22 protein-coding genes and 1 tRNA gene are annotated in these 23,896 nt (G+C 68.6%); 7 read left to right on the top strand and 16 right to left on the bottom strand.

The window, feature by feature from the left end; all coding sequences use genetic code 11:
- Positions 1–39: 39 nt before the first annotated feature.
- Positions 40–1,125 carry a M23 family metallopeptidase gene (locus FNM00_RS05265; RefSeq protein ID WP_143912168.1) on the bottom strand — a complete coding sequence of 362 codons (1,086 nt, stop codon included), beginning with the start codon at positions 1,123–1,125 and terminating at the stop codon, positions 40–42.
- A gap of 192 nt (positions 1,126–1,317) precedes the next feature.
- On the opposite strand from FNM00_RS05265, the gene FNM00_RS05260 reads away from it, so the two are divergent.
- Entirely contained in the window at positions 1,318–1,506 is a 189-nt protein-coding gene (locus FNM00_RS05260; protein ID WP_143912167.1) for a DUF6458 family protein, read from the top strand.
- Between the two features lie 4 nt (positions 1,507–1,510).
- Here FNM00_RS05260 and FNM00_RS05255 read toward each other — a convergent pair whose 3' ends face one another.
- Together FNM00_RS05255 and FNM00_RS05250 are read right to left on the bottom strand one after the other, a co-directional pair.
- The gene (locus FNM00_RS05255; RefSeq protein ID WP_143912165.1) at positions 1,511–2,848 is read right to left on the bottom strand and encodes a dihydrolipoyl dehydrogenase family protein; all 1,338 of its coding nucleotides are present in this window, start codon (positions 2,846–2,848) and stop codon (positions 1,511–1,513) included.
- A gap of 45 nt (positions 2,849–2,893) precedes the next feature.
- Positions 2,894–3,178, bottom strand: coding sequence for a hypothetical protein (locus FNM00_RS05250; RefSeq protein ID WP_143912163.1), 285 nt, complete (start codon positions 3,176–3,178; stop codon positions 2,894–2,896).
- 174 nt (positions 3,179–3,352) lie between these two features.
- Between FNM00_RS05250 and FNM00_RS05245 the strand changes: the two genes are divergently transcribed.
- The 3 genes from FNM00_RS05245 to FNM00_RS05240 are packed head-to-tail and all read left to right on the top strand — an operon-like array spanning position 3,353 to position 4,386.
- The gene (locus FNM00_RS05245) at positions 3,353–3,964 is read left to right on the top strand and encodes a ribonuclease H family protein (RefSeq protein ID WP_143912162.1); all 612 of its coding nucleotides are present in this window, start codon (positions 3,353–3,355) and stop codon (positions 3,962–3,964) included.
- Positions 3,965–4,018: 54 nt separating this feature from the next.
- Entirely contained in the window at positions 4,019–4,174 is a 156-nt protein-coding gene (locus FNM00_RS18790) for a hypothetical protein (RefSeq protein ID WP_185972987.1), read from the top strand.
- A 5-nt stretch (positions 4,175–4,179) separates the two neighbouring features.
- On the top strand, positions 4,180–4,386 hold the full coding sequence (locus FNM00_RS05240) for a hypothetical protein (protein ID WP_143912160.1): 207 nt from the start codon (positions 4,180–4,182) through the stop codon (positions 4,384–4,386).
- A 190-nt stretch (positions 4,387–4,576) separates the two neighbouring features.
- Here the strand turns inward: FNM00_RS05240 and FNM00_RS05235 are convergent.
- The 4 genes from FNM00_RS05235 to deoC form a co-directional block, all read right to left on the bottom strand.
- Positions 4,577–4,662 (bottom strand) — tRNA-Leu (locus FNM00_RS05235).
- 98 nt (positions 4,663–4,760) lie between these two features.
- Positions 4,761–7,538, bottom strand: a complete 2,778-nt coding sequence (locus tag FNM00_RS05230; protein WP_143912158.1) for an ExeM/NucH family extracellular endonuclease — start codon at positions 7,536–7,538, stop codon at positions 4,761–4,763.
- Positions 7,535–9,754, bottom strand: coding sequence for a bifunctional metallophosphatase/5'-nucleotidase (locus tag FNM00_RS05225; protein ID WP_185972986.1), 2,220 nt, complete (start codon positions 9,752–9,754; stop codon positions 7,535–7,537). The genes FNM00_RS05230 and FNM00_RS05225 overlap by 4 nt, the downstream gene beginning before the upstream one ends.
- A gap of 101 nt (positions 9,755–9,855) precedes the next feature.
- The gene (deoC, locus tag FNM00_RS05220; protein WP_185972985.1) at positions 9,856–10,575 is read right to left on the bottom strand and encodes a deoxyribose-phosphate aldolase; all 720 of its coding nucleotides are present in this window, start codon (positions 10,573–10,575) and stop codon (positions 9,856–9,858) included.
- Between the two features lie 186 nt (positions 10,576–10,761).
- On the opposite strand from deoC, the gene FNM00_RS05215 reads away from it, so the two are divergent.
- Positions 10,762–12,624: an acyltransferase family protein gene (locus FNM00_RS05215; RefSeq protein WP_185972984.1), complete on the top strand. Its 1,863-nt coding sequence runs from the start codon at positions 10,762–10,764 to the stop codon at positions 12,622–12,624.
- A complete protein-coding gene (locus tag FNM00_RS05210) occupies positions 12,624–13,202 on the top strand; it encodes an ATP-binding protein (RefSeq protein WP_143912153.1) in 579 nt (192 codons plus the stop codon). Before FNM00_RS05215 ends, FNM00_RS05210 begins: the two co-directional genes overlap by 1 nt.
- A 145-nt stretch (positions 13,203–13,347) precedes the next feature.
- On the opposite strand, the gene FNM00_RS05205 is transcribed toward FNM00_RS05210, so the two are convergent.
- The 9 genes from FNM00_RS05205 to FNM00_RS05165 form a co-directional block, all read right to left on the bottom strand.
- Entirely contained in the window at positions 13,348–14,415 is a 1,068-nt protein-coding gene (locus tag FNM00_RS05205) for an adenosine deaminase (protein ID WP_143912151.1), read from the bottom strand.
- The gene (locus tag FNM00_RS05200; RefSeq protein WP_143912150.1) at positions 14,412–14,882 is read right to left on the bottom strand and encodes a MaoC family dehydratase; all 471 of its coding nucleotides are present in this window, start codon (positions 14,880–14,882) and stop codon (positions 14,412–14,414) included. Before FNM00_RS05200 ends, FNM00_RS05205 begins: the two co-directional genes overlap by 4 nt.
- 9 nt (positions 14,883–14,891) lie before the next feature.
- Positions 14,892–16,178: a thymidine phosphorylase gene (locus FNM00_RS05195; RefSeq protein ID WP_185972983.1), complete on the bottom strand. Its 1,287-nt coding sequence runs from the start codon at positions 16,176–16,178 to the stop codon at positions 14,892–14,894.
- 5 nt (positions 16,179–16,183) lie between these two features.
- A complete protein-coding gene (locus tag FNM00_RS05190) occupies positions 16,184–17,482 on the bottom strand; it encodes a cytochrome P450 (RefSeq protein ID WP_246065072.1) in 1,299 nt (432 codons plus the stop codon).
- Positions 17,451–17,873, bottom strand: coding sequence for a cytidine deaminase (locus tag FNM00_RS05185; RefSeq protein ID WP_143912148.1), 423 nt, complete (start codon positions 17,871–17,873; stop codon positions 17,451–17,453). The genes FNM00_RS05190 and FNM00_RS05185 overlap by 32 nt, the downstream gene beginning before the upstream one ends.
- A complete protein-coding gene (locus FNM00_RS05180) occupies positions 17,870–19,111 on the bottom strand; it encodes an ABC transporter permease (protein ID WP_143912146.1) in 1,242 nt (413 codons plus the stop codon). Before FNM00_RS05180 ends, FNM00_RS05185 begins: the two co-directional genes overlap by 4 nt.
- On the bottom strand, positions 19,108–20,226 hold the full coding sequence (locus tag FNM00_RS05175; protein ID WP_246065071.1) for an ABC transporter permease: 1,119 nt from the start codon (positions 20,224–20,226) through the stop codon (positions 19,108–19,110). The genes FNM00_RS05180 and FNM00_RS05175 overlap by 4 nt, the downstream gene beginning before the upstream one ends.
- 267 nt (positions 20,227–20,493) lie before the next feature.
- A complete protein-coding gene (locus FNM00_RS05170) occupies positions 20,494–21,987 on the bottom strand; it encodes an ABC transporter ATP-binding protein (protein WP_143912145.1) in 1,494 nt (497 codons plus the stop codon).
- Between the two features lie 88 nt (positions 21,988–22,075).
- Positions 22,076–23,155: a BMP family lipoprotein gene (locus FNM00_RS05165; protein ID WP_246065070.1), complete on the bottom strand. Its 1,080-nt coding sequence runs from the start codon at positions 23,153–23,155 to the stop codon at positions 22,076–22,078.
- 184 nt (positions 23,156–23,339) lie between these two features.
- Between FNM00_RS05165 and FNM00_RS05160 the strand changes: the two genes are divergently transcribed.
- Positions 23,340–23,825: a universal stress protein gene (locus FNM00_RS05160; RefSeq protein WP_143912141.1), complete on the top strand. Its 486-nt coding sequence runs from the start codon at positions 23,340–23,342 to the stop codon at positions 23,823–23,825.
- Positions 23,826–23,896: the final 71 nt, after the last annotated feature.

Below are 23,896 nucleotides of genomic sequence, written 5' to 3'. Positions count from 1 at the left end.
GTCGCTGGGGCAACCGCAGATGCAGATACTTCGTGAAGGTCAGGGGCGCAGCCCGTGTTCCTCCATGATGGGCAGCGGGTCGACCGCCTCGCTCTCGTCCTCGAGATGGACCTCGAGGTGGAGGTGCGGTCCGGTGACATTGCCGGTCGCTCCGACGGCGCCGATCTGATCTCCCTTGCGGACGACCTGTCCGGGCTCGACGTCGATCCGCGACTGGTGGGCGTACCAGAGCTCGGTGCCGTCGGCGAGGCGCAGGACCGTGCGGTTGCCGTAAGCCCCGGCGTAGCCGGTCGAGGCGACAACGGCGTCTTGCATCGCGTACAGCGGTGTGCCGCTGGGGGCCGAGAGATCGATACCCGTGTGGCGGCCGCTCGACCACATCCGGCCGGCCTGGCCGAAGCGGGCGGACAACCGGTAGTTCTCCAAGGGCATGACCCACTCGTTGGCCGTGCGGGCCTCTTCGGCGGCGCGGGCCTCCTCCTCGGCCTGTAGCTGAGCACGACGCTCCTCGACGAGCCCGGCGATCCGCTCCTTCTCGGCGTTCAGCGCCTCGCGCTGCGCGGCGAAGTCCGGGAGCATCGGCGGGAGCAGTGCAGAGGCCAGGTTGACCGGGCCGGTGGTGTCCTCGGGCACCGCCGACTGCGCACGCAGCTGCGACGCCAGAGGGCTGGTGCCGTCGGTGAGCGGTGTGGGATCGGGTGCCGCGACACCGGGCTCGGTGGGCTCGGCCGCCTCCGGCTCCGCACCGGGCTCCGGGGGCTCGTCGGCGGTCTGCGGATCGACCGGATCGACATCCTGACCTGTCTCGGCCTCGGTGGCGAGACCTTGGGCGTCCGGAGCCGGGGCTGATTCCAGCTCGACCGCGGCAGTCGGATCGATCGATTCCTCGACCACATCGGGGACGGTGGGCACATCGGCGACGGCCAAGGGAGCCGGCGCGACGGAGGTCACCGGAGCGTCTTCGCCCGTGGTGGCGGCGACGCCACCGGCGGCGGCCGCCAGACTCACGGTGCCGATGACCAGCGGGGACGCCCAGCGGCGCTGCGGCCGCTGGCGCCGGCGCGTACCACCCCGAGGTCGAGGTCCGTCCGCAGGCGCGGGCGAGCGTCGGGACGCAGTCGTCATCGGTACAGGAACCTCGAATGTCGGTGGGGATTCAGCCGCGGCCTACTCTACCGATAACTCTCGATCCGTGCGGCGACTCTCCACAGATTCGGATGATCGTCTGATCTCACGCGTCGAGGTTGACAGAGCGCCGCCGATCTGCTCCACGGTGTTGCGGATGCGCGATCGCCGATCCGCTGTCATCGTCGCAGTATGTACATTGGCGGTTCACTCTTCCTGCTGGCCATCGGCGCGATCCTGGCCTTCGCTGTCCAAGACGCGGTCAACGGCATCGACCTCGTCACCACCGGCTACATCCTGATGGGCGTCGGGGTACTCGGCCTGGTCCTCTCACTGATCCTGGCCGGACGCGCCGGCCGCGACGCCCCTCCCCCGCGCTGAGCGCTCACCATGCGCTCTCGATCGCCCGATAGAACGTGGGATACGGGTAGATCATGTTCCGCAGCGTGCCCAGGGGAACCTCCGCGCGGACCGCGAGCGCGAGCAACGACAGGGTCTCACCGCCCGTAGGCCCGGCGGAGGTCGCACCGACGATCACATCGCGCTCGGCGTCCACGACGAGCTTGATGAATCCGTCGTTGCCCGGGCCGTGGATGAAACCGCGGCTGCTCGCCGGGATCTGGCTGACGGAGGTGCGAGCGTCGATGCCTCGCTCCCTCGCCTGGCTCTCGGTGAGCCCCACCGCTCCGATCTCGGGGTCGGTGAAGGTCACGCGCGGGAAGCTGGTGTCGTACGGTCCCGGATCGCGGCCTAACAGCACATCGCCGACACGACCCGCCTGATACATGGACACGTGGGTGAACTGGCCGCGTCCGGCGATGTCGCCGATCGCCCACAGCCCCGGCACGAGGGACATGTCGTCGTCGACAGTGAGGTTCTTGGCGGACGTGTCGACGCCGAACTCCTCCAGTCCGAGGTCGTGGATACGCGCGCGACGACCGGTGGCGACGAGCAGGCGCTCCGCGCGCACCTCGTCGTTGGAGAGGGACACGGTGAAGCCGTCGTCCCCGTGGTCGACCCGGTCGATGGACACCGACTCTCGGACCGTGATCCCCTCGCTCTGCAACACATCGCGTAGAGCATCGCTGGACTCCGGCTCCTCGACCGCCAGGATGCGGCCTGCGACCTCGAGGATGGTCACCGCTGTGCCGAAGCGCGCGTACGCCTGGGCCAGTTCGAGGCCGATGGCGCCGCCGCCGATGACGACGAGGCTCGCGGGGGCCTGCATGGCGGAGACGGCCTCGCGGTTCGTCCAGTACGGGGTGGAGTCGAGACCGTCGATCGGCGGCACCGCCGGCGCCGTACCAGTGTTGAGCACGACTCCGCGGCGCGCGCTGAAGCGTTCGCCACCGGCCTCGACGGTGCGCTCCCCCACCACCACGCCGCGTCCTCGCACGAGCCGGACACCCGCCTGGGTGAGCCGGTCCGCCGCGGCGGAGTCGTCCCAGCCCGAGGTGGCCTCGCGACGGATCCGCTCGGCCACCATCGAGAAATCGGGATGGATCTCGGCGCTTCCACCGAGCCGCCGTACTCGCTGGCCCTCGGCGACGGCATCTGCCGCGCGGATCATCATCTTCGAGGGGATGCACCCCCAGTAAGGACACTCTCCGCCGACGAGCTCGGCCTCGACGGCCACCACGTCGAGGCCTTCGCCGGCGAGGCGTGTGGCGAGAGACTCGCCGCCGGGTCCGGTACCGATGATGACGATGTCGCAACTGATCATGTCACCATGGTCCGCCCGGTGGACGGGGTGCGCCGGGCGAGAGCCTCAGAGACCCTCGGGGGCGATGTCCTTGAGCAGGCCGGTGTACTCGTCGAGTGCCTCGATATACGCGGGCAGACGGCCGTCCTCGTGGATCTTCAGCACGGCATCCACCTGATGGCGGGTGAAGGGACAGATGCCTTCGGCCTGTAGTTCGTGCTCGGGCGCGTCGGGATGCTCGAGGCACACCATGAGTCCGACCCCGGCTGTCAGATACATCTCACAGCCGAGCTTCTTCATCAAAATGAGGCTCATCTCGAAGGCGAGTCGCTCGTGCTCGCTGTCTCGCAACCCGTTCGCTCCTTGATCGCAGGGAAGGCGGGCCCACATGGGGTGCCCGAGCGGCCACGATCTCATACGACATCGGCAATGTCGACTGCCCCCCTCCGACAGTGAACCACCTGCCGCAAACCGCGGTTGCAGGCCGTAGGCTCGTCCCGCACCGTCGACATCGCGAGAAGGATCATGAGCGGACTCACCGAAGACCAGAAGTCCCGGCTGCTGGAGCGTTTCCGCTCCCTGAGTCTCGGCTCGGCCCACCTGTCGGCAGCCCACGCCCGCATGCTGGTGGCCGAAGTCGACGCGGTCCTGGGCGGAGTCGTCGAGCCCGAGCCACGTGCGGAGCCGGTAGTCCCCGACGGTGTCGTCACGATCGCCTGTGATGGCTCGTGCCTGGCCAATCCGGACGGCCCGACCGGCTGGGCGTGGGTGGCCACCGACGGTCGCAGCGACTCCGGTGGCCTGGCCAACGGGACCAACAACATCGGCGAGCTGCTCGCACTGATCAATGCCCTCGAGGCGCACCCGGACACGGCGTTGCACCTCCAGCTCGACTCGCAGTACGTGCTCAACTCGGCCACTAAGTGGATTCCGGGCTGGAAGCGCAAGGGCTGGAAGACCGCCTCCGGTAAGCCCGTGGCCAATGTCGACCTCATGCGGCGCCTCGATGAACTGCTGCGCGCGCGAGAGGAGGCCGGCATCCCGACCACGTGGGAGTGGGTGCGAGGGCACAATCAGCACGCTCTCAACGAGGAGGCCGACCGGTTGGCGGGGGAAGCCGCGCGCCTCGCTCGCTGACCGCCGAGACCGACGCGGTGTTTGACGGGGCCCGCCACGGGGTAGGTACCGGGTATGACGTCACGTGAGAAGAACACCGAGGACGAGGGCGAGGTCGCGAACCAGGGTCCGCCGCCTCCCGCACCGGAGGAGACTCCCGATACCGGCGAAGGCCGGCTCGCTCCGCAGGCGGGCAGCGACATCATGGACTCCGATGAGGATGAGGGCTGAGCGCGATGCGTATCCGCCATCCGGGATGGACCGTGAGCTTCGGAGTGACGCTGAGCGTCGCGGTGCTGGGGATCGTCTGTCTGCTCGTCGTACGCTTCGGGCCGCTCGATGCCGTCCCGTGGGCCTACATCGGCCTCGCTCTCGCGGGAGCCGGCGCCGTCGCGTCCTTGTTGCACCTCGCGAAACACGCCCACGACGTGACGGAGGAGTGATGATGCCTTACGGCTGCCATCGCAACCACAACGCATCGTCATCGGTGCGGACCTGCTCGGAACTCGATGCGTCCACGTCGCCATAGCAACCCTGATGCATCATCACCGGTCCGCAGAAAGGCCCCTCCCGATCATCGTCAGGAGGGGCCCTCTGCGTGTCCCGCGCTGGGATTCCAGCATGGACCTGCTGTGTCCGAGGGGGGACTTGAACCCCCATGCCCGTAACCGGGCACTAGCACCTCAAGCTAGCGCGTCTACCTATTCCGCCACCCGGACATGGTCCCGAACCGGAACCGTGGTGCGTCGAGAACACTACCAAACAGGTCCAGCGAGACGAACAGGGAGGGGGTGTCGTCAGAGCACCCCTCCCACGCTCAGCGGGCCCGGACCTCCGCGTCCACCGCGACGTGTTCGGCGTCGAACCCGCCACCGCCGAGATAGTGGACCTCGAGCGTGTGACGGCCGGGCCCCAGGACGACCGGGAGCACCGAGACGCGCGCCGAGCCACCGCTCAGATAGCCGATACCGACCGGCAGCCAACCCGCCTTGACCACCACGGCCCCACGGGCATCGCCGTTCGCCGAGACCTCCACCACGGGGCCCTTCGGCCAGCGGACGGGCTCGGCACTCGCGCTCAGCCCGAGTGCCGACTCCCCCGAGGTCGACATACCGATCAACGCGGGATTGTGATCACTGGCGCGATACGGGCTCGTGTCGTACAACTGCGTGACGTTCTGGTTGAAGCGGCTGTACTCGCGGGCGATCGACTCTTCCGCGTTGATCGTCCAGACATCGGCGCCCGTGACGCGCTCGGTGGCGGCCGAGGAGGCGAACACATGATCGAGGGATCCCATCTGACCGCCGAACTGATACGTCGGATCGGCACCGTGCTCGGCCGGCACGTTGACGTATCCGGCGTCCTCGATCACGCGAACGGGGTCCTCCTTGCTGTAGGCATTGAAGTCGCCTGTGAGGAAGACCAGCTCGGTGTCCGCTCGCTGCTGCTCGGACTCCGCGAAGGCCACGAGAGACGCGGCTTGACGCACCCGGGACGCGTTCGAGCTACCCTGGCCGTCTCCCTGATCCGCGTCCTCGCCCGTCCCCGAGCCCTTGGACTTGAAGTGATTGACGATGATCAGGAAATCGTCGTCCTCCCCTGCACCGACAGGCCGGAACTCCTGCGACAACGGCTCACGGGCATTTCCGAACGCAGCATCCTCGAGAATCACCGACTCACCCACGAGCTCGACCTCGTCGGGCTGGTAGATGAAGGCGGTGCGGATGACGTCCTCGTCCTCGGGCACCTCCTCCGGAGACGGCACGAAGTCCCACAGCTGCTCACCGGCATGCTCGTTGAGCGCCTCGACGAGGGTCCGCAGCGCGGTGTCGCGGTCCTCGCCGAAGGCAGCCGAGTTCTCGATCTCCTCCAGCGACACCACCGCGGCATCGAGACGGTCGATCGCCGCGACGATCTTGGCCTCCTGGCGTTCGAAGCTGGCCCGGTTCGCCGCTCCTCGGGGACCGTTGTTGGCGCATGAATCGACCGTGAGATTGGCGCCCTCGCGGTCGGCGTAGTAGGTGCAGTCACCCTTACCGGCAGCCGCATACTCCTCGCCCAGCATCGTGAAGTAGTTGAGCACGTTGAAGGTCGCGATCCGCACGTCGCCTCCTACGTCGGCGGGCTCCCCCGGGCGAGTCGAATCCTCGACGAGGAGCGGCTCCTCGTCTCCGGCGGCCAGCCGCGTGGTGGGCTGGAGCTTCCATGCGTCGTTCCGGTAGTCCAGGATCATCGGCTCGGTCACCGTCGCGCGTGCACCGACCCGAATCTCGTTGTCCGGCGTCAGCCAGGGGATGGGGGCCTCGCGGTTCACACCAGTCAGGAAGTTGACGGTCGCACCGTCGTCCACGCTCACGGCACGCTCCGCGTTCTCGAGCACCAGCGCCTCGTATTCCGGTGAACCGGGCCGGGCCACATCCGTCGGTTGCGCGAGCGGTGTGTCACCGGCGGCGAGGCCGATCTGACCGTACTGATGCGTCTGATAGTTGTCCGTGACCGTGAAGCCATTGGCTGGCGCGACGATCATGCTCTCGAGGGACTCGCGCTCAGCCTCCGAGAGCGGGAACTCCACCTCCGCGGGTTTCACGGCCTGCGCCGGATCGTCCAGCACCTGCCATCCGCCCGCCCTGGGGACCAGCTGTGTGAGCCCGTAGTACTCCCCGACCGTGCCGGTGATCTCGAGATGATCGCCGACCTCCGCCTGCGCGGCCAGGGACGACGAATACACGAAGACGCCATCCGAGGCGAGGTGCTCCCCCAGGTCGACCTCGCCTCCCGTCCCCTCGGTCTGGAGGTACAGGCCGTCGAAGCCGCCCTCGGGATAGACGGCCGTCACCACACCCCGGGTGCGCACCGGCTGCCCGAGCAGCGGGCTCTCCGCCCCCTCGCCCTGGATCTGCGCGATCGTCGCGTCCTGCGGCTCCCCCGGCTCACTCGTGTCGCCATCGCACGCCTCACCGCAGGCCTCGGGCAACGGATCGTGAGCCGAGAAGTCCCCGGCATTGTCATCGGTGTCGGTACGGTCGTCGTCTCGCGCGAGCGCGGATCGAACCGAGTACCCCTGTGCCTGACCGCTTCCCTCGTACGTCGTCGATGTGCCGTATCCCACGAGGTCGACGAGGGCCGGATCGTCCAGCACCGCCTCACGCTCGCCGCTCAGTGCGCCACCCGAGCGCACCAGCGCCAGGGTGCCTCCGGCGCTGCCGGAGAAGGCGATCCCGCTCGTGACATCGGGCTCCGGGTTCTCCGCACCTGCGACGCCGTTGCTGTTGCCGCCGACGAGGAGCTGCCCGCCCGCGGGGATCGTGTGGTCGCCGAGGTCGATGACGCCGCTGAACCTCCCGGTGCTGGTGGCCGAGCGGTACTGCACCGACCATCCGCGGACGCTGACCGCCGTATCGGTCGGGTTGGCGATCTGCACGTACTTGTTCCGATAGACGGCGCCCGAGCTGCCTCCGTTCAGGTACACCTCGGAGATGACGAGCCCGTCTCCGGCCGGGGCCGCGTCGCTCGCCGCGGGTGCCGCGAGGAGACCGGCGGCGAGCGCGGCCGTGCCGACGAGGCCGATCGCCGCCCGGGCGATCGCGGCCGTCACCGCGTGACCTCGACCGTCACCGGCACCGAGCTCTTCTCGTATCGACCATCGCCCCAGTGGGTGACCGTCAGCTCGTGCGCACCGGGTCCCAGTACGAAGGGCAGGGTGTGGACGGTGGCCGAGCCTCGGTGCAAGAGGCCCACTCCGACCGGGAAACCACCTGAGGTGACCGTCACCAGGCCCTTCGCGTCCGGGCGTGCCGTGACGTCGATGCGCGCGGGAAGCGGATACCGCACCGAGCCGGCCGTCGCGCCGAGCTCCGCGCCCGGCTCCTCCGCGGCGTCCACCGTGAACGGCGCGGTCGTCACCACGGTGTCCGAGGGAGCGACCGTGAGACGTAAGCGCACCTGACCGGAGAGATCGTCCGGCAGGGCGACCGTGGCCTCGGCGGCTCCTTCGCTCACCTCGGCGTCACCGAGGTCGACGGTCCCACCGTCCTCGGTGACGGCCTCGATCGTCAGATCCGTATTGGCGGGTGCTCCACGGGACGTGAGATCCAGCTCGGGAAGCGTGAAGGTCACGCTGTCCCCGGCGGTGTAAGCGTCGTCGAGTCCCTGGACCTCGACCGAACGCCGGGCGAAGTCCGGTGCGACCGGCGAGTTGGACTCCAGATACTCGATCCAGGCTTCGTAGTCGACCAAACCGGTGTCGGTGTTGGTGCCGTCGGCGAAGGCGCGGAAGTTGTCGCCGCCCTGCGCCAGGAAGGAGAACGTGGCGATCCGGTAGCTGGCCGCGGGGTCGACCGGCTCTCCATCGATGGTGATGCCGGTGATCCGATCGCCTTCGGCGCGCGTGGAATCGAAGGTGTAGGCGACATTCTCGGACACCCCGAGCTGCAGGTAGGCGCGGCTCGGCACCTCGCCGTCGGCGTCCCGCTGCCACTGCTGTTCGAAGATCGTCTTCAAGGTCTCGCCGGTCACCTCGACGGAACTGACGTTGTTGACGAAGGGCAGGACCGCATTGGCCTCGGCATAGGTGATCTCACCGGGCTGTTCGGCGCCTGAGGGCGCGTACAGCAGATCCGCACGCAACCCGCCCGGGTTCACGATCCCGAGATCGGCCCCGGCCTGCGTCTCCGAGACCTTGGCAAGCAGTGAATCGGCCACGAGTCCGCCGAGCGTGGACTCCGCACCACGATCCTCGCTCGTGCCGCTGAAGGCTCGCGTGATGTCGGCGGTCTGCGATCCCTTGACCTCCCGGCCGATCTCATCGGCGACCTCCAGGGCCGCGGCGACGATCGACTGCACCTCCCCGACACGCGGGAACTGTTCGACGAGATCAGCGTCCTCGGTCTCGGTGCGGGGCACGTTGCGGGACGTATGCGATACGACCTCACCCGTATCGGTGTCGACGGTCAGGCCGACCTGACCGATGTTCTCGCCATAGCTGCCGGTCTGCAGGATCGGACGCGTGCGATCGGGCTCGCCGGGCACGGGAGCGTCCCAGGCGTACTCCTGGTGCGTATGACCCATGAAGATCGCGTCGACCGAACCCGACACGCCCTCGGCGATGTCGCGGAAGGTTGGACTCGAGGCCACCTCCTCGTAGCTGACGCTTCCGTCCGGAGCTCCTTCGTGGATCTGTGCCACGATCACGTCCGGCGGCGTCTCGCCCGCCTCGAGCTCCTCGACCGTCTCGTTGACGGAGTCCGTCACGTCCGCGAACTCCAGTCCCTCGACGCCACCGGGGCTGACCAGGGCGGGCGTCTCCTCGCTCACCGCGCCGACCACGGCGACCTCCAGACCGGCCACCTCGAAGGTCTCGTAGGCCGGGAGGACCGGCTCGCCGTCCGGGCCGAGCACATTGGCCGCCAGGTACGGGAAGTCGGCCGCGTCGCCGACGCGGCCGGTGAGGTCGTCGACCCCTTTGTCGAACTCGTGATTGCCCACCGAGCTCGCGGCGACGCCCAGCGCGTTCAGCACATCGATCGTGGGGATGTCCTCGGAGACCGCCGAGGCGAACAGTGAGGCGCCGATATTGTCCCCATTGGACAGGGCGAGGGTGTTGTCCTCGCCGCCCTCGGCCCGCAACTGCTCGACGGTGCCCGCGAACTTCACGGTGTTCTCGTCGATACGACCGTGGAAGTCGTTGAAGCTGAGTAGATTGAGTGCGACCTCGTCGGCCTGAGCTGGTGCCGCCGCGAGTGTGGTCAACGTCCCCGTGACCAGCAGTGATCCGAGCGCCGCTCCTGTGAGACGGCGCGATGCGCGTGTCATCGATATTCCCCCGATATGGTGTCTGGATACTCCAGGTCCCGACACCATCACCCGAACGTGAACGTGCTGTCAACGATCGGTGACGAACAGGCGCACGCTCGTCAGTAGGAGGTGGAGTCCTCCGCGCCTGTGGCCTGTCCGCCGGCGACACGCGCCGCGAGATCGTCGAGGATGACTCGGGTGGCGCTCGTGCCGAAGCGGGTGACGCCCGCGTCACGCATCTCCAGCAGCGTGTCGAGGCCGCGGACACCTCCGGAGGCCTTCACCTGTACACCGGGACCGACGGCGGCGCGCATCAGCCGCACGTCCTCGAGGGTCGCTCCCCCGCCGGCGAAACCGGTGGAGGTCTTGACGAAGTCGGCACCGGCCCGCTCGGCGGCCTCGCACGCGGCCACCTTCTGCCCGTCATCGAGCAGGGCGGTCTCCAGGATGACCTTCACGACGTGATCGCCGGCGGCCCGCTTGACGGCTCGGATGTCCGCCTCGACGTCCTCGACGAGGCCGCTGCGCAGCCGGCCGATGTTCAGCACCATGTCCAGCTCCAGAGCGCCGTCCTCGAGCGCCTGGCGGGCCTCGGCGACCTTCGTCTGGGTGGTGGTGGTCCCGTGCGGGAAGCCGATCACGGTCCCGACGGCGACCGTCGATCCGGCGAGGCGCGCCACCGCGTGAGCGACATCGCTCGGGCGCACGCAGACGCTGAAGATGCCGTACTCGCGAGCCAGGTCCAGGTCGGCATCGACATCGTCCCGCGTGAGTTCCGGCTTGAGGATCGCGTGATCGATCTGGGCGGCGATCTCGGCGACAGAGGGCACGGTGGTCATATGCCCAGCCTAGCCAGGGCTCGTGGCGGCCGGTGACCCGTCAGCAGTCCGGGACAGGTGTCCCAGGTCCCTCGACACACCCGTGGGTGGACTCCGTCCGGTTGACCGACCGTGTTTCCATGTACCCATGCCCGCGCACGTATCGGCCGATCCCGGACGCGCCGTACGGCCGTCGAGGTCGTCGGTGTGAGCGCGACGCTCCCCACCCGTTCCGCGCATCCGGAGGACACCGCGGAACGGGCTGCGCGACCCGCCCGCCATCTGGCGGCACTCGATGGACTGCGCGCGGTCGCCGTCCTGCTCGTCCTGGGCTATCACGCCGACCCGGATCGCTTCCCCGGCGGTTTCGTCGGAGTCGACGTCTTCTTCGTCCTCAGCGGATTCCTCATCACCGCGCTCATCCTGCGCGAGATGAACGAGCACGGGCGCGTCGCCCTGCGCCGCTTCTGGGCTCGCCGGATCCGCCGCCTCGCACCGGCGCTGCTCGTCATGGTGGCCGTCACCAGCTCGATCACCCTGGCGGTCGGCAATGACACCGGCGCCGGGCTGCGGAGCCAGGTCATCGGAGCTCTCACCTGGACGAGCAACTGGATCCAGATCCACGAGGGATGGTCGTATGCGGATGCCAGCGTTCCGCCGTTGCTCAACCACCTCTGGTCGCTGGGCATCGAGGAGCAGTTCTACCTGCTCTGGCCGGTCCTGATCCTCGGACTGCTCACCGTCGCCCGTCGTGCCGTCGCCCAACGAGTCGTGGCAGTCCTGGCGCTGGTCTCGGTGGGACTCATGGCGTTCTGGTATCTCACCGCCGACCCCACGCGGGCCTATATGGGCCTGGACTCCCATGCGTTCGGACTGCTGCTCGGCGCCACCGTGGCCCTCGGCACGGCACCGCATCTCTTGCGCGACGGTTTCGCGGCCGCCGCCGAGAAGGTGCGCTACACCGCGCTCGGTGCCGTCGGTCTCGTCGCCATCGTCGTCTACGCACTCGTTGTCGAGTGGGACAGCCAGGTGACCTTCCTCGGTGGTCTCGCCCTCGTCAACCTGGCCACCGTCGGACTGGTACTGGCAGCGGCCAACCCTACGCCGATCGCCCGCTTCCTCGGCTGGTCGCCATTGCGCTGGGTCGGTGAACGGTCCTACGGCATCTACCTGTGGCACTGGCCCCTGATCGTCTTCGCCACCCGACTCATGCCCGCCGAGCATCGCGTCGTCGCGGGCTGGGCAGCCGTCCTCATCGCCGTGCCCGTGGCGGCGCTCTCCTATCGTTTCGTCGAGCTCCCGCTGCGTCGTGACGGTGCCCGCGCGACGCTCACCCGCTGGGCGGCACAGGTCCGCGGGGACGACAGGGTCTACCGCGCTCGTCGCGCGCGTCCGCTGGCGATCGCCGGCCTCGCCGTGCTCTTGACAGCCTCCACAGCGCTCTGGAAGGCGCCCAGCGAGTCCGATGTCGAGGCGGCCCTCCGCGAGGGCCAGCGCGCCGTCTCGGCCTCGATCGAGGCATCGGATGAGACCCCGGAGGCGTCGGCGCCGACGGAGGCGCCGCCACCGGCTCCCGACGCCTGTCGCGCCGTGGACGCACACGAGGCCGTCAGCGCCTTCGGTGACTCCGTGACCGTCGCCGTGGCTCCGGCGCTCCTGGAACGCCGCCCCGGCTCCTCGGCCGTGGCCGTGGTCGGCTGGCAGTACGGGGACGTCGCCGCTGCCGTCCGGGAGGCCGCCGCGCAGGACCAGCTCCGGCCCACGGTGCTCATCGCGACCGGCACCAACGGCGAGATCGACCAGGCCGACCTGGACGCCCTCGTCGCGAACGAGCTCGCCGACCGGCAGGTCGGGCTCGTCGCCCCCTATGTACCGGGGCGCTCATGGAGCGACCAGTCCCTGGCCGCGGCGCGTGCCGTGGCCGAGGCGCACGCCAATGTCCATCTGATCGACTGGAACGCCTTGGCCTCGCAGCATCCGGAGATCACCGGGACCGACCAGGTGCATCCGACCGGGCACGGACAGGGCGTGTTCGTCGACCAGGTCGGCCAAGCCCTCGCCATCTGCTGATGGAGGCGCGCGCTGTGATCCTCGCGGGTCCCTCCGGCTCCGGCAAGTCGCACCTCGCCGCCCGCCTGGGCTGGCCGGTGCTGCGGCTCGACGACTTCTACCACGAGGGCGATCACCCCTCGCTCCCGATGAGCCCGCTGGGACTTCCCGACTGGGACGACGTCCGGAGCTGGGATCGGGACGGGGCCCTCCGCGCCATGGAGGACCTGTGTAGGACCCGTACCGCCAGCGTGCCGGTCTACGATCTCGCCCGCAGCGCGCGAGCCGGTAGCCACCGGATCGACGTCGCCGGCGACCGGTTCATCGCCGAGGGTCTGTTCGCAGCCGATGTCGTCGCCGACTGCCGGGATTCCGGACTGCTCGCCGATGCCATCTGCCTGGTCCGTCCGCGATTGCTCACCTTCGCGCTCCGACTGGCCCGCGATCTGCGCGAGTCGCGCAAGCCGCCTCAGGTGCTGGTTCGACGGGGGTGGGCACTGCTCCGGACGGAGCGGGCGGTCATCGCCCGCGCGGTCGCGGCCGGATGTCGCCCCCTCACACCGGCCCAGGCCCGGCGTGAGCTCGCGGCATCGCGCTGACCACGGGGCCCGGCGGTGGCGGTAGGTCATCAACCTCATCGCAATCGGATGACGTTGACGGCGTACCGCCCGCGGGACGGAAGGGTCGACGGTCTACCGCTAGCGCGACCGAAGGGTTGACGACTTACCGCTGCCCCGGTGGGGGTCAGGCACCGTAGCCGGGCTTGATGACCTCATCGATGAGTTGAAGGCGCTCATCGAAGGGCAGGAAGGCACTCTTCATGGCGTTCACCGTGAACCAGCGAAGATCGCCCACCGAGTAGCCGAAGGCGTCGCTGAGCAAGGTCAGCTCACGACCGATCGACGTCTGGCTCATCAGGCGATTGTCCGAGTTGACCGTCACCCGGAAGCCGAGCTCGGCGAGCAGGGCGATCGGATGATCCGCGATCGAGGCGGCGGCCCCGGTCTGGACATTGGACGAGGGGCACAGCTCCAGGGGGATCCGACGGTCGCGGATATAGGCCGCCAGCCGCCCGAGGCGAGGACGGTAGCCCGACACGTCGATATCGTCGACGATGCGCACACCGTGGCCGAGGCGATCGGCACCGCACCGCTGGACGGCCTGCCAGATCGAGGGGAGGCCGAAGGCCTCGCCCGCGTGGATCGTGAAATGCGCGTTCTCGCGGCGCAGATACTCGAAGGCCTCCAGATGCAGGATCGGCGGGAAGCCGTCCTCGGCGCCGGCGATGTCGAAGCCGAAGACCCCCCGATCGCGATAGGCGACGACGATCTCGGCGATCTCCAGCCCGCGCGAGGCGTGCCGCATAGCCGTCAGCAGCTGCCCGACGACCATCGTCCCCCCGGCCGCACGGACAGCGGCGACACCTTCGTCGATGCCCTCCTGGACGGCCTCCACCGCCTCGGTGAGGCTCAGCCCAGCCTGCTGATGCTGCTCGGGAGCCCAGCGAAGCTCGGCGTACACGACGCCGTCGGCCGAGAGGTCCTCCACGGCCTCCCGGGCCACCCGTCGCAGGTCCTGCGGCCGTTGCATCACCGCCACCGTGTGCTCGAAGGTCTCCAGATAGCGTTCGAGGGATCCGGAACTCGACGCCTCGGCGAACCAGGCGCCGAGGGTCTCGGCCGGTGCCGGGAGTTCATGACCGATCTCGGCGGCGATCTGCGCGACCGTGTCGGGCCGGACCCCGCCGTCGAGATGCTCGTGCAGGGCGACCTTCGGCAGGCCGGCGATCTGCTCCGCGGTGGCCCGGGTCATCCGGCCGTCCCCCCGTTATCCATGAGCAGCACGACCGCCTCAGCCACACAGGCGGGCGTGTCCTCGCCCTCGATCTCGACGGTGTGCTGGAAGGTCACCTGCTGGCCCTTGGCGATATCGCGCACCTCCAGCACCAGGACACGATCACGGATCCGCGACCCCACGCGCACCGGCGTCACGAAACGCACTTTGTTGAGACCGTAGTTGACCCGGGCCACGTCGCCGGCCACCGCGTAGACCTGAGCACCGAGGAAGGGCAGCATCGACAACGTCAAGTATCCGTGGGCCACCGTCGCGCCGAACGGACCCTCGGCCGCGCGCTCGGGATCGACGTGGATCCACTGGCGATCACCGGATGCGTCGGCGAACATGTCGATACGATCCTGCTCGATCGGCATCCACGCGCTGACCCCGAGTTCGGTGCCCGCGGATTCGGCGATCTCCTGACGATTGTTCAGCACACGCATGGCCCGACCCTAACCAATACGGTCGATCACGACGGGACGCAGGTCACATCCGGTGTCGTCGATCGTCCAGGCGTCGGCGAGTGCCGCCGCCGCGCGCTCGAAGCGCTCAGGGGTGTCGGTGTGGAGGGTCACGAGCGGTTGTCCGAGGCGGATCCGGTCGCCCGGTTTGGCGTGCAGCTCGACACCCGCGGCGGCCTGGACCTCCTCCCCCGGACGACTGCGCCCGGCTCCGAGCCGCCACGCGGCGACTCCCACGGCCATCGCGTCGAGTCGTGCGAGCACGCCATCGGTCTCGGCGAGGATCACCTGGGTCTCCGCGGCCTTCGGGAGCGCCGCGTCCGGGTCGCCGCCCTGTGCCGCGATCATGCGCCGCCAGACGTCCATGGCCCGACCCGAGGCCAGCGCATCGGCCGGGTCGGCATCATCGCGTCCCGCGCCGGCGAGCATCTCGCGGGCCAGCGCGAGGGTCAGCTCCACCACATCCGCCGGTCCGCCGCCGGCGAGCACCTCGACCGACTCGCGGACCTCCAAGGCGTTGCCTGCGGTCAGGCCGAGCGGCGTGTCCATGTCCGTCAGCAAGGCGACCGTGCGCACGCCCGCATCGTCGCCGAGCGCGACCATCGTGGCCGCGAGCTCGCGAGCATCGGCCTCGCGTTTCATGAACGCACCCGACCCGGTCTTGACGTCGAGCACGAGGGAGCCGGTCCCCTCGGCGATCTTCTTGCTCATGATGGAGCTCGCGATGAGCGGCAACGACTCGACGGTTCCCGTGACATCACGCAGCGCGTAGAGCTTCTTGTCCGCGGGGGCCAGCCCGGATCCCGCGGCGCACACGACGGCTCCGATGCCCTCGAGCTGCGCGAGCATCTCCTCGTTGGTGAGATGAGCTCGCCAGCCGGGGATGGCCTCGAGCTTGTCGAGCGTCCCGCCGGTGTGTCCCAGTCCGCGTCCGGAGAGCTGTGGGACGGCCACGCCGCAGGCGGCCACGAGGGGTGCCAGCGGGAGCGTGATCTTGTCGCCGACGCCGCCTGTGGAGTGCTTGTCTGCGGTGGGCCGCGACAGTCCGCTGAAATCCATCCGCTCACCGGACGCGATCATCGCGCCGGTCCAGCGGGCGATCTCACCACGATCCATGCCGTTGAGGTAGATCGCCATCGCGAGTGCCGCCATCTGCTCCTCAGCGACGACGCCGCGCGTATAGGCATCGATCACCCAGTCGATCTGGTGTTCCCCGAGCACGTGACCGTCGCGCTTGACGGCGATCACCTCGGTCGCGTCGAACGGCTCCTTGGCCACGGCGTTCACTCCTTCGCTCGTACGGGGATGCTCTCGTAGCCGCGCAGCACCCAGGTGGGACGACGTGGCGCTGGTTCGGCGAGGGCCAGCCCGGGCAGCCGGTCGAGCAGCGCACCGATCGTCAGCTGCAGCTCGAGGCGCGCCAACGGGGCTCCGAGACAGAAGTGCAGTCCCATGCCGAATCCCACGTGGGGGTTGGGGTCGCGCGCGACATCGAACTCATCGGCGCGTTCGAAGACCGCGGCGTCCCGGTTGGCCGAGCCCATCAGACAGGCCACCTTCTGACCCTGATGGATCGTGACGTCCTCGACCTCGATGTCGTCGGTCGCCGTGCGCTCGAACAGCTGCAGCGGCGCGTCGTAGCGGATCAGCTCCTCGAGTGCCGTCTCGACTGACACCTCGCCGCCGCTGACGCGTGCGAGCTGCATGCGATCGGCCAGGAGGGCGTGCATGCCGTTGCCGAAGACGTTCACCGAGGCCTCGTGTCCGGCGTTCAGCAGCAGGACGACCGAGGCGACGAGCTCGTCCTCGCTCAGCCGCGTGCCGCCATCGCGTTCGGCGATCAGATCGGTGATGAGGTCCTCGCCGGGATGATCCCGGCGATGGGCCACCACGCCACGCACATAGGCCGAGAACGCCTCGCTCGCCTCGATCGCCGCGTTCTTCGTGTCGAGGTCGACATCGGGCTCGTACATATGGACGATCGCCTGCGACCACCGCCGCAGGTCCTGGTGGTCCGCCCGCGGCACGCCGAGGAGATCGGCGATGACGAAGACCGGCATCGGCTCGGCGTAGGTCGCGAGGATGTCCACGTGGTCACCGTCGTTCAACCGCTCGACCACCCCGCCGGGGGCATCGAGCATCGAGGCAGCGAGCTCGGCGATGCGCGGACGCATCCGCTCGACATGTCCCCGGCCGAAGGCCCCCGCGACGAGACGTCGCAGACGCGTATGTGCGGGCGGCTCGTTCTCCATCATCTGGTTGCGATGCAGCGCGTTGAACGGCTCCATCTCGTCGAGCGGCGTCTGGTCGGTCCAGATCCGCCCGAAGCGTCGGTCGCGCAGCACGGCGCTCACGGCGCCGTGGGTGGTGGCGAGCCAGACACCCCACGTCTCGTGCCACACGAGCGGCGCCTCGGCGCGCAGCTCCGCGAGCACCGGATAGGGATCGTCGAGGAAGCCGGGGTCCGCGGTGTCCAGCAGGTCGGCCGTCATGCCGTCACCGCCGTGGACGGTCGAGCACACGATACTGGGCGCATAGCGGGTCTCCTCGTCACTGCTGCAGGTCCGTCTCGTCGAAGGCATCGGGGAGCACCTCGGACATCGCCACCGGACCTCGCGGGGTCAGCACCTGGCATTCTGCTCCCCCGTGCTCCCAGATCAGCTGACGGCAGCGACCGCAGGGCATGATCGACTGCCCCTGGCCGTCCACGCAGACCACCGCGCGCAGGCGTCCCCCGCCGGTCGAGTGCAAGGCCGAGATCATGCCGCATTCCGCACACAGTGCCACGCCGTAGGCGGCATTCTCGACATTGCAGCCGAGCACCACGCGTCCGTCATCGACCAGTCCCGCCGCCCCGACGCGATAGGACGAGTACGGCGCATAGGCCCGCCCCATGACCTCGGTGGCGTAGCGGGTGAGTGCGTCCCAGTCGACCGGGGCCGCCGCCGACGTGAATCCGAATCCCGCGCTCATCCGGCCTGTCCTTTCCGGTAGGGTTTTCCGTCCGCTGCCGGCATCCGTAGCCGTTGCGCGGCCACCGCCAGCACGAACAGCGTGAGGATGTACGGCGTCATGCCAGTGAAGTCCGAGGGCACCGAGTCGACCGCCAGATACCAGGCGAAGAGCACGACCGCGATGCCCGCGATCACGATGGCCGTGACCCGCTCGCCGCGCCGGAGCTTCAACGCCGCGTAGCCGAGCAGCAGCACCGCGAGCAGCAGCAGGATGGCGTGCACGAGGGGTCCGTTATTGGACAACAGGCTGATGCCGTCGGCGTACCCGAACATCAACGAGCTCGCGAGCACCCCGGTGGGGTTCCAGTTGCCGAAGATCATCGAGGCCAGGCCGATGTAGCCGCGGCCGTTGGTCTGCCCGGTCGTGAACGACGACGACGCCACCATCGCGAGGTAGGCGCCGCCCAGTCCGGCGAACCCACCCGAGATGATGACCGCGATGTACTTGTACAGATAAACATTGACGCCCAGCGTCTCGGCCGCCTGCGGGCTCTCCCCGCAGGACCGCAGCCTCAGGCCGAAGGGCGTGCGCCACAGCACCCAGGCGGTGAAGGCCACGAGCAGCAGGGCGAGGATCGTGAGCAGGGACAGACGCGTAGTGACCCCGGCGATGGCCCCTGCGACGTCCGAGACCAGGAACCATCGTTGTTCGGACACCCAGCGAGCCGCCGAGGAGATGCCGGGGATGGTGATCTCCCGAGGTACCGCGTAGCCCGACAGGTTGCGCGGACCGCCTCCCTCGTAGCCGATGAAGAAGGTCTGCGCCAGATATCCCACGGCACCGAGACCGACGATATTGATCGCGACGCCGGAGATGATGTGGTCCACGCCGAAGGTGACGGTGGCCAGGCCGTGCAGGAGCCCGCCCAGGGCACCCATCGCGATGGCACCGAGGACCCCGCCCCAGGCGCCGAAATGATAGGCGAAGAAGGCGGCACCCCAGGTGCCCAGCAGCATCTGGCCTTCGAGGCCGATGTTCACGATGCCGGCCCGTTCGGCCCACAGACCGCCGAGACCGGCGAGCAGAATCGGGCAGGCGGCGATGAGCGCCAGTCGCAGGGTGCCCGGGGTGGTCATCCGGTTCTGATCGGTCAGCACCCGCACGAGCGACACCGTGATGAGGACGGCCAGGACGACGATCCAGGTCAGGTACCGCACCTGCCGGACCGCCGCCGGGGAGGCGATCGTGCGCGTCATGCCCGCACCCCCTCACTCGTCGTGCCCAGTTCTCGCGCGACGCTCTCCTGTTCGCGCCGGGCCTTGATCCGCCGCGAGATCTCGAAGGCGATGACGACCATGAGCACCACCACGCCCTGGGTGATCTCGACGACATCGCGTCCGACTCCCACGCTCTGCAGGCGGTTGGACTGCGTCGAGAGGAAGGCGAACAAGGTCGCGCCGAAGAAGATGCCCAGGGAGGTGTTGCGGCCGAGCAGTGCGACGGCGAGACCCGTGAAGCCGAGGCCGCGTTGGAAGTACTCGGGGATGCCGAAGGTGTGCGTGCTGCCGAAGAAGCTCGGCATCCACACCAACCCGGCGATCGCGCCGGAGATCGCCATCGTGATGAGCACCATCTTCTTGGGATTGATGCCGTTCGCCAGGGCCGCGGTCCGCGACTCTCCGGCGGTCCGCAGGTCGAAGCCGAAGCGGGTCCATCCAAGCAGGAAGGAGTAGCTCACGGCGACGATCACCGCGAGGATCGCGAGTGCCCAGACATCGGGGGCTCCGGAGATGATCCCGAATCCCAGAGGCTGGCTGGACGGCGGGATGGTGCCGGTCGTGTACGTGTATCCGGCCTTGGCGCCGTAGGTCTTGACCAGATATCCGGCCAGGGTGAGGGCCACATAGTTGAGCATGATCGCCGAGATGACCTCGCTGACGCCGCGTGTGACGTTCAGGACGGCGGCGATCATCGCCCAGGCCATGCCGGCGAGCATCGCCACGACGAGCGTGGCCAGGATGTTCAGGGGGCCCGGCACGATCCCCGCCCCGGCGAAGAAGGCACCGGCACAGGCGCCGATGATGTACTGCCCCTCGACACCGATATTGAAGATGTTCATCCGGAAGCAGATCGCGGCGGCGAAGGCCGAGAGGGCGATCATCGACGCCTGGTTGATGATGATCACCAGATCCCGCTCCCCGGGCACGGAGAGCATGGCGTCGAGGAAGCCGCCGACGGGCGCTCCCGAGATCCACACGATCGCGGCTGTGGCCAGCAGCGCCGCGGCGATCGCCACCAGGGTCGGCACGATCGAGTACGTCACCATCTGCGCGACGCGTCGGACGAGCTGGCTCTCGCTGCGCTCGCTCATGCCGCCACCGCCTCGAGAAGAAACACACTAGGCCGATGGCGGCATGAGAAGACCGCCGTCGTTCGCTCGCTGCGCTCGCTCATGCCGCCACCGCCTCGAGAAGAAGCACACTAGGCCGAAACTCGGTGATCGAGTAGCCGCTGGGGGCACCTCCCGCTTGCGGGGGAGGAACGAGCGGCGTAGCGAAATCACCCCGGAGCGTGGTCTCGATACGCGCCCTCGTCCCTCGGGCGCTACTCGACCACCGGAAAGTGAAGTCTCGCTCGCTCATGCCGCGCCTCCTGTCATGGCTGTGCCGAGCTCCTGCGCGGTGACATCGCGAGGATCGAGCTGGGCGGTGAACCGTCCGCGCAGGATCACCTCGAGACGGTCGGACAGACCGATGAGCTCGTCGAGGTCGGCGGAGATCAGCAGCACGCCCAGACCCGCCTGGCGTGCCCGGCGGATGTGATCCCAGATGGCCGCTTGGGCGCCGACGTCGACACCGCGGGTCGGATGCGAGGCCAGCAGCAGGATCGGGTCTCCGCTCATCTCGCGTCCGACGATGAACTTCTGCTGGTTGCCGCCTGAAAGGGCTCTCGCCGTGGTGTGCACCGAGGGGGTCCGCACATCGTAGGCGTCGATGATCCGTTCGGCGTCCCGTCTGGCCCCGCCGGGATTGAGCAGCGGCCCGCGCACGGCCGGAGCGGTGGTCTGGTGTCCGAGGATCCGGTTCTCCCACAGGGAGAAGTCGAGGACGACACCGTGCCGGTGGCGATCTTCGGGGATGAATCCCACCCCGCGTTCACGGACCTTGCGCACGGACAACCGCGTGATGTCCTCCTCGGCCAGCACGATGCGGCCCTCCGTCGCTCGTCGCATCCCCATGATGACCTCGACGAGCTCAGTCTGTCCGTTGCCCTCCACACCGGCGATGCCGACGATCTCACCGCGGTGGATCGTCAGGTCGATGCCGGCGAGCACGGTGCGCCCCGTGTCGTTCACGAGCGAGATCGACCGCAGCGACAGGACCGGAGTGTCGGTCACGGTATCGGCGCTCAGCTCGGGCGTCGGCAGCTCCGCACCGACCATGAGCTCCGCGAGCTGCTGGCGGGTGGCCGTGGCCGGGTCGGCGGTGCCGACGGTCGTGCCGCGCCGCATCACGGTGATGTCATCAGCGATCTGCAGCACCTCGTCGAGCTTGTGTGAGATGAACAGCACCGAGCAGCCGGAGGCGACGAGCTCACGCAGATTGGCGAAGAGGATCTCCACCTCCTGCGGTACCAGCACCGCCGTCGGCTCGTCGAGGATGATGAGCCTCGCTCCGCGATACAGCACCTTGAGGATCTCGACCCGCTGACGAGCTGCGACGCCGAGTTCGGCGACGCGTATATCGGGGTCGATATCGAAACCGAACTCGGCCGAGATCTCCCGAACCCGGCCGCGGGCCTTCTCGCCGATCCCGTGCATCTTCTCCGCGCCGAGAACGATGTTCTCCAGCACGGTGAGATTGTCGGCGAGCATGAAGTGCTGGAACACCATGCCGATGCCGGCCTCGATCGCGTCCGTGGGCGAGGAGAAGCGCTGCTCCCGGTCGTCGACGAGGATCGTCCCGTCGTCCGCGTTCTGGACCCCGTAGAGGATCTTCATGAGTGTCGACTTGCCGGCGCCGTTCTCGCCGATGAGGGCGTGGACGGCTCCGGATCGGATCGTCAGGTCGACGTCGTGATTGGCGATGACGCCGGGGAACCGCTTGGCGATCCCCCGTAGCTCCACCTGCATGCTCAGCCCCTGCTCTGCCGTGGTCGTGATCGGGCGAAGGCCCGGGGTCGCACCCTCAGGTGCGACCCCGGGCCGTAGGCTCAGCGTCTCACGGCTCGGTTGGGACCTCGAGGTCACCGTCGATGATCTGCTGCTTGTAGTCGTCGATCTCGGTGATCAGATCCCCGGAGAGGAAGTCACCGGAGGTCGAGTAGTCGACGCCGTCGTCGGCGAGCGTGAACTCGGTGTATCCCGACAGCGGCTCACCGTCGAACGCCGCGGCGATGAAGTCGTACGTCGAGACGTCGACGCGCTTGAGCATCGAGGTCAGGATGTGCGGCTGCTGCTCCGGCGAGGCGGTGAGGTACTGATCGGAGTCCACACCGATCGCCCACAGATCGGCGCTCGTCACGGCATCGAACACGCCGATGCCCGAGGCGCCCGCCGCGTGGAAGATCACGTCGGCACCGTCGTTGATGAGGCCCTCCGCGGCCGCCTGGCCACCGGCCGGGTCACCGAATCCGCGAGGATCGGACTCCTCGATATAAGTCGAGACGACCTCGATATCGGGATTGGTCTCCTCGACGCCCGCCTTGAACCCGGCCTCGAACTTCTGGATGAGCGGGTTGTTGACGCCGCCCACGAAGCCGACCGTGTCGCTCTCGGTGGTCTCGGCAGCCGCCACGCCGACGAGGAAGGAGCCCTCGTTCTCGGCGAAGGTCAAGTAGGCGACATTGCAGTTGACGTCGTCCTCGGTCGGGTCGAAGCCGTCGATGACGGCGAAGGAGACATTGGGGTACTCCGGCGCGACCTTGTCCACCGAGTCGCTGTACGCGAAGCCCACGCCCACGATGACGTTGTAGCCGTCGTCGGCGAAGCCACGGAGCCGCTGCTCACGGACTTCCTCGCTCTCATCGGAGGACGCCTCACCTTCGGTGCCGTCGAAGCCGAACTCGCCCTGCGCCTTCTCCAGGCCGGCGTAAGCCGCGTCGTTGAAGGACTGGTCCCCGCGTCCCCCCACGTCGTACGCGAGCGCGACCTGAGGATCGCCCTCGAGCTCCACGGCCTCGCACTGCTGCTGCTCGTCGGCGTTGTTGTCACTGTCGTCGTTGTCAGCCGCGGTGCCACAGGCACTCAGCACGACTGCTGCGGCGCCGACTAGCACGGCAGCCTTGGTCAGATGGCGCACTTCTCCTCCTCGTCTCGCACCAGCGCGTCTGGCACGTTCACTGCACCTGGCCGACACTAATCGTGGCGATGGGACCTTGGGGAGAGGTGCGGAGCTATTCAACGCGCCTGACACCGATTTGTAACCTGTGCCGCTCGACACGACGGCTCCCCCGGTGAACCTCGGACGACGGTACCCTGAGCCCATGGACGCCATCTCCTCCCCGATCGTCGTCGGACATGACGGTTCGGCATTCGCCGGCACGGCGCTCGCGTGGGTGCTGCGGTGGGCGGACGTCACCGGTCTCTCCGTCATCGTCGCGCGAGCCTGGACGTTGCGCACCGCTCCCCGGCCTTCCTCCTGGGAACACGGCTATGTGCCGCCTGCGGCCGATTTCGAGCAGGCGGTCCGCGAGCGCCTCATGGCCGACACCCGGGCGCTCGTCGCGCAGTACGGCGATGTCGAGGTCTCCTATGCGACGCCCCGCGGCCCCGCCGCGAACGGCCTGCTGATGCTGGCCGAGGACGCGAGCCTGGTCGCCGTCGGGCCACGTGGTCTCGGCGGATTCAAGGGACTCGTCCTGGGCTCGGTCAGCGAGGCGGTGGTGCGGCACGCACCCTGCCCCGTGGTCGTGGTGCGCGACAGCGAGGATCCCGCGCGCAGCGACCGGGTGCTCGACCTCGACAGCTGAGCGAACGCCCGGGTCGGGTGATCGAGTAGCTGGGCGAGGAACGAGCCCGCGTATCGAGGTCACGCTCCGCA

Origin of the sequence: Aeromicrobium piscarium, from assembly GCF_007421815.1 — a bacterium.
Taxonomy (GTDB): domain Bacteria; phylum Actinomycetota; class Actinomycetes; order Propionibacteriales; family Nocardioidaceae; genus Aeromicrobium; species Aeromicrobium piscarium.
Note: the sequence above shows the minus strand (reverse complement) of the source record. Positions and strands in the feature narration are given on the sequence as shown.